The organism is Nitrosospira sp. Nsp2 (assembly GCF_003050965.1).
Taxonomy (GTDB): Bacteria; Pseudomonadota; Gammaproteobacteria; order Burkholderiales; family Nitrosomonadaceae; genus Nitrosospira.
This window is the reverse complement of the sequence record NZ_QAOU01000012.1, coordinates 1-4,482: the sequence shown is the minus strand read 5'-3', so window position 1 is coordinate 4,482 and position 4,482 is coordinate 1. Positions and strand designations below refer to the sequence as shown.

Sequence of the window (4,482 nt, the reverse complement as noted above, 5' to 3'; positions counted from 1 at the left end):
AAAAAATTACTACGGAAGATAGGAGAGAAGAGATGGCATCGAAGCCTTGGCTGAGGGTGGTTACGCTGGCATGTGGAGCGCTGTTGAGCGCGACTGCATGGGCTAACTTTCCCAGCGTACCCAAAGAGACATACAAAGCGCTGAATCTGGAGCAATCGGCCTCGCCCAAGGAATTGCATGAAGCGCTGGTCAAGCGCTACAAGGATCCTGCGCAAGGTGCTGGACGCGGGACCCTTGCCAAATACTGGGAGCCGATTCCGATGAGCATGTATTTTGACCCGGCCTCCTTCTACAAGCCGCCGACCTCCATGAAAGAAGTGGCGGGTCGGGACGAATGCGTCAAATGCCACACGGACGAATCGCCGGTATGGGTGAGCGCCTGGAAGAAGAGCACGCACGCCAACCTGGACAAGGTCAGGAACTTAAAGCCTGAAGACCCCACCTTCTACAAGAAAGCCAAGCTGGAAGAAGTCGAGAAGAACCTTCGCTCGATGAACCGGCTGGGCGCCAACGAGAAGCTCAAGGAAGTAGGCTGCATCGACTGCCACGTTGACATCAACGCCAAGGGCAAGGCCGACCACATGAAAGACCTGCGCATGCCCACGGCGGACGTATGCGGCGTGTGTCACCTGGCCGAATTTGCCGAACGCGAATCCGAGCGCGACACCTTGATCTGGCCGAACAACCAATGGCCGCAGGGACGTCCCTCGCACGCACTGGACTGGAAAGCCAACGTAGAAGTTGCCGTGTTTGCCGCCATGCCCCAGCGTGAGATCGCCGAAGGCTGCAGCATGTGCCACACCAACCAGAACAAGTGCGACTCCTGCCACACCCGTCACGAATTCTCAGCGGCCGAATCACGCAAACCGGAAGCTTGTGCCACCTGCCACAGCGGGGTTGACCACAACAACTGGGAAGCCTACTCCATGAGCAAGCACGGCAAGATCGTCTCGATGATGGGCGACAAGTGGAACTGGAGTGCACCGCTGAAGGACGCCTACAGCAAAGGCGGTCAGACTGCCCCGACCTGTGCTGGCTGCCACTTTGAATACGAAGGCAAATACAGCCACAACGTGGTTCGCAAGATTCGCTGGGCCAACTACCCGGCTGTTCCCGGCATCGCCGAGAACATCACCAGCGAATGGTCGGAAGCACGCCTTGACTCCTGGGTCAAGACCTGCACCTCCTGCCACTCCGAGCGCTTTGCCCGCTCCTATCTTGAATTCATGGACAAAGGCACCTTGCACGGCCTAGCCAAATACAAGGAAGCGCACGAAGTCGCCGAGAAGCTCTACAAGGAAGGCATGCTGACCGGACAGAAGACCAACCGTCCGTTGCCGCTGCCGCCTGACAAAGAAATGTTTGCCGGCTTCACCCAGCTCTACTGGTCCAAGGACAACAACCCTGCGGCCATCGAACTGAAAGCGCTGGAAATGGGAGAGAACGACCTGCCCAAGCTTCACGTAGGACTGGCGCACGTCAACCCGGGCGGCTGGACCTATACCGAAGGCTGGGGTCCCATGAACCGCGCCTACGTCGAAATCATGGACGAGAACACCAAGATACGCGAAATGGCAGCCCTGCAGGCCCGGGTAGCCAAGATGGAATCGGGTCGCCGTGCGGGTCTTCTGGACTTGAACAGCAAGGATGACAAGATCTCCCTGGGCGGACTTGGCGGCGGCATGCTGCTTGCGGGCACCCTGGCGCTGGCAGGCTGGCGCCGGCGCGAAAGAAGCGAGCGCTAATCCAGCTTGACATCTGCAACTACCAGCCGCGCCGTCACCCCGGCGCGGCGCAACAACCGACTCCTCCCCTCACTGGGCATCCTCCTGGTGGCGGGAGGAATTCTTTTGCTCGCCTGGTTTGCCTGGCTCTGGTTCAACCCCGGCCCCGCACCCTACCGCTACCAGCTGGTGGAAGAAGGCAGCGTGGACAAATTCAGCAAGCTCGGACTTGAACCCTGGCCCGATCTCACCATCGCCAAATACGAAGTCTTTGCCGAGGAGATCGAAAAGCCCCTGGCCTCGGGCCACACCGCCCGACGCGGCCAGACACCGCCCGTGCGCATCGACTGGGAGAACCACACCAGCGAACTCGTTGCCTCCGTTGATGGCAAACTCGGTGAACTGACCACCCTGGCTGCCGCCATCGACAAATACGCAGCCAAGGACGCACTGATCCTCGGCTGGTGGGACACCTCGCGCCAGATCAAGCTCCTGGCCGGGCGCGACACCCTCTTCACCACCCATGTGGGGCAGCCCCTGATCATTCCCACCCCCTGGCGCAACCGTGAAGAATCCATCCGCAAATACGAAGACCAGTTCTGGGGGGCACCCGCAACCGAGGAAGAGCGGCGCAAATTCGAGCGCTTCACCGACGCCCTCCTTGCAGAGCCCGAGCAGGGCGCTGCCATCCTGCGCGAACTTGCAGGCGGGCGCGAAGCCTATATTGCGCTCCACGTCACCGACCTGTACAAGCTCGGGCTGATGCGGCCCGACCAGTTTGACATCACCTACAAGAACTTCCCCATGGAAGGCAACATGCACGGCTTGATCGGCTATCTCAAGAACTGGATGCAGGAAAACAACTTCACCACCTACACCCTGCAATCGATCTCCGACAAGATGGTGCGGGGCTACTTCCTGCGCACGGACAAGAACAGCAGCAGCCTGATTGCCCAGATGCTCCCCTTCACCAATTCCACTCCGCTTGACCTGAAACCCGTGCAGCTCATCTACCAGCAGGGCGGCTACTGGGTCTACCAGATCCCATCCGCTGCTCCTGCTGCGCTCCTGCCCCGGTTCCCGCCCCCGCTCCTGCCGAGGGCACCTGATCTCCCGCCGGGCTCCGGCATAATGGAAGGCGACAGGTTTATTTAAAAGAAACATGAGACGCCAGACCGCGTTGCGCTCTGGCGTCCTCTCCGCTGCCTGATCCCCGCGCTGCCGGGGGTCTCAGGCAACGCTTCGAAGCGTGACCCTGCAACGGCCGTAAGCGCCTATAATGTAGAGTACTGATACTGCCAAGGTCCGCAGTGCCGGTACCAGTGGTACCAGAAAGAGTCATGGTACTGGTGCTACCCGTTTGCATAAACCGGAGATACAGTTATGGTCAAAATAGAAGATTCATAAAACCCAACGGATACAATTGTCTTCGAAAGAAAAAAAGGAGAGATCATGAGCCATCGCATGACATTCGCACTTGCCGCCGCAGCCCTGTTTGCGGTGATATCCGGGAGTGCGGCCGCGCAATCGTTTGAGGGCCGCAAGAAATGCAGTTCCTGTCACAAGAGCCAGGCTGAATCCTGGGGAGACACGGCGCACGCCAAGGCCATGGAATCGTTAAAGCCCGGCACCAAGGAGGAGGCCAAGAAAAAGGCCAAGCTCGATCCTAAAAAGGATTACACCAAGGACAAGGATTGCGTAGGCTGCCATGTTGACGGCTGGGGCAAGGAAGGCGGCTATACGGTTGATGACCCCAACAAGTTCCTGACCGGCGTGGGCTGCGAATCGTGCCATGGACCGGGATCGAAGTACCGGGGCATGCACCGCAAATCGGGTGCGGCCTATGAGAAATCGAAGAAGACCGCCCCGCGCTCATCGCTGGCCGATGCCGGACAGGACTTTGCCTTTGAAGAGAGCTGCAATGCCTGCCACATGAACTATGAAGGCTCGCCCTGGAAGGGTGTCAAGAAGCCCTACACCCCGTATCACCCGGGCGTGGACAAGAAATACACCTTCAACTTTGACAAATACGTAAAGGACGTCAAGGCCATGCACGAGCACTACAAACTGGACGGCGTGTTCGAGGGAGATCCCAAGTTCAAGTACCATGACGACTTCCAGTCCAAGGCCAAGGTTGGCAAGAAGACCGAGGTAGACGACTGATGGGAATCAAGGCAGGCGGCTCCCTGCTCACAGGCGCGCTGCTGGGGATTGTGATGGTGGCGGTGGTATTCGGCGGCGAGGCCGCCGTCTCCACCACTGAATTCTGCACCAGCTGTCATTCCATGACCTATCCTCATGATGAGTTGAAGAATTCATCGCACTATGGGGCACTGGGCGCCAACCCCGGCTGCAAGGACTGTCACATCCCGCAGGGCTTCAAGAACTTCCACCTGGCCGTGGCCACGCACGTGGTCGACGGTGCGCGCGAGTTGTACCTGGAATTTGCCAACGACTATTCCACGCTGGAGAAATTCAACGAGCGCAGGCTGATCATGGCGCACGATGCGCGCATGAACCTGAAGAAATGGGACAGCAACACCTGCCGGGAATGTCACAAGAATCCCCAGCCCCCGGGAGCTGATGCCAAGGCTGCGCACAAGAAGATGGAAACCGAAGGCGCCACCTGCATCGACTGCCATCAGAACCTGGTGCACAAGGAAGCCCCGGAGACCGACCTCAACGAGAGCAAAAAGCAGGGCAAGATGGTCCTCAAACCCGAGAAAAAGGATGAGGACGATGACGAGGATGAGGAGTA

The 4,482-nt window shown here is 58.7% G+C and carries 4 protein-coding genes; all 4 read left to right on the top strand.

Going from position 1 to position 4,482, the window contains the following annotated elements; all coding sequences use genetic code 11:
* Positions 1 to 32 precede the first annotated feature (32 nt).
* Positions 33 to 1,745, top strand: a complete 1,713-nt coding sequence (locus C8R31_RS15665) for a multiheme c-type cytochrome (protein ID WP_107695109.1) — start codon at positions 33 to 35, stop codon at positions 1,743 to 1,745.
* Between the two features lie 6 nt (positions 1,746 to 1,751).
* The gene (gene haoB, locus C8R31_RS15660; protein ID WP_107695108.1) at positions 1,752 to 2,879 is read left to right on the top strand and encodes a hydroxylamine oxidation protein HaoB; all 1,128 of its coding nucleotides are present in this window, start codon (positions 1,752 to 1,754) and stop codon (positions 2,877 to 2,879) included.
* A 297-nt stretch (positions 2,880 to 3,176) separates the two neighbouring features.
* Positions 3,177 to 3,887: a cytochrome c-550 CycA gene (gene cycA / locus C8R31_RS15655; RefSeq protein WP_107695107.1), complete on the top strand. Its 711-nt coding sequence runs from the start codon at positions 3,177 to 3,179 to the stop codon at positions 3,885 to 3,887.
* Positions 3,887 to 4,482 (top strand): NapC/NirT family cytochrome c (locus tag C8R31_RS15650; RefSeq protein WP_107695110.1); only part of this gene is annotated, 596 nt, incomplete at its 3' end. The genes cycA and C8R31_RS15650, both read left to right, overlap by 1 nt.

Coding starts and splice junctions, on each gene's coding strand:
- C8R31_RS15665 (WP_107695109.1), top strand. CDS start 33: ATGGCATCGAAGCCTTGGCTGAGGGTGGTTACGCTGGCATGTGGAGCG.
- cycA (WP_107695107.1), top strand. CDS start 3,177: ATGAGCCATCGCATGACATTCGCACTTGCCGCCGCAGCCCTGTTTGCG.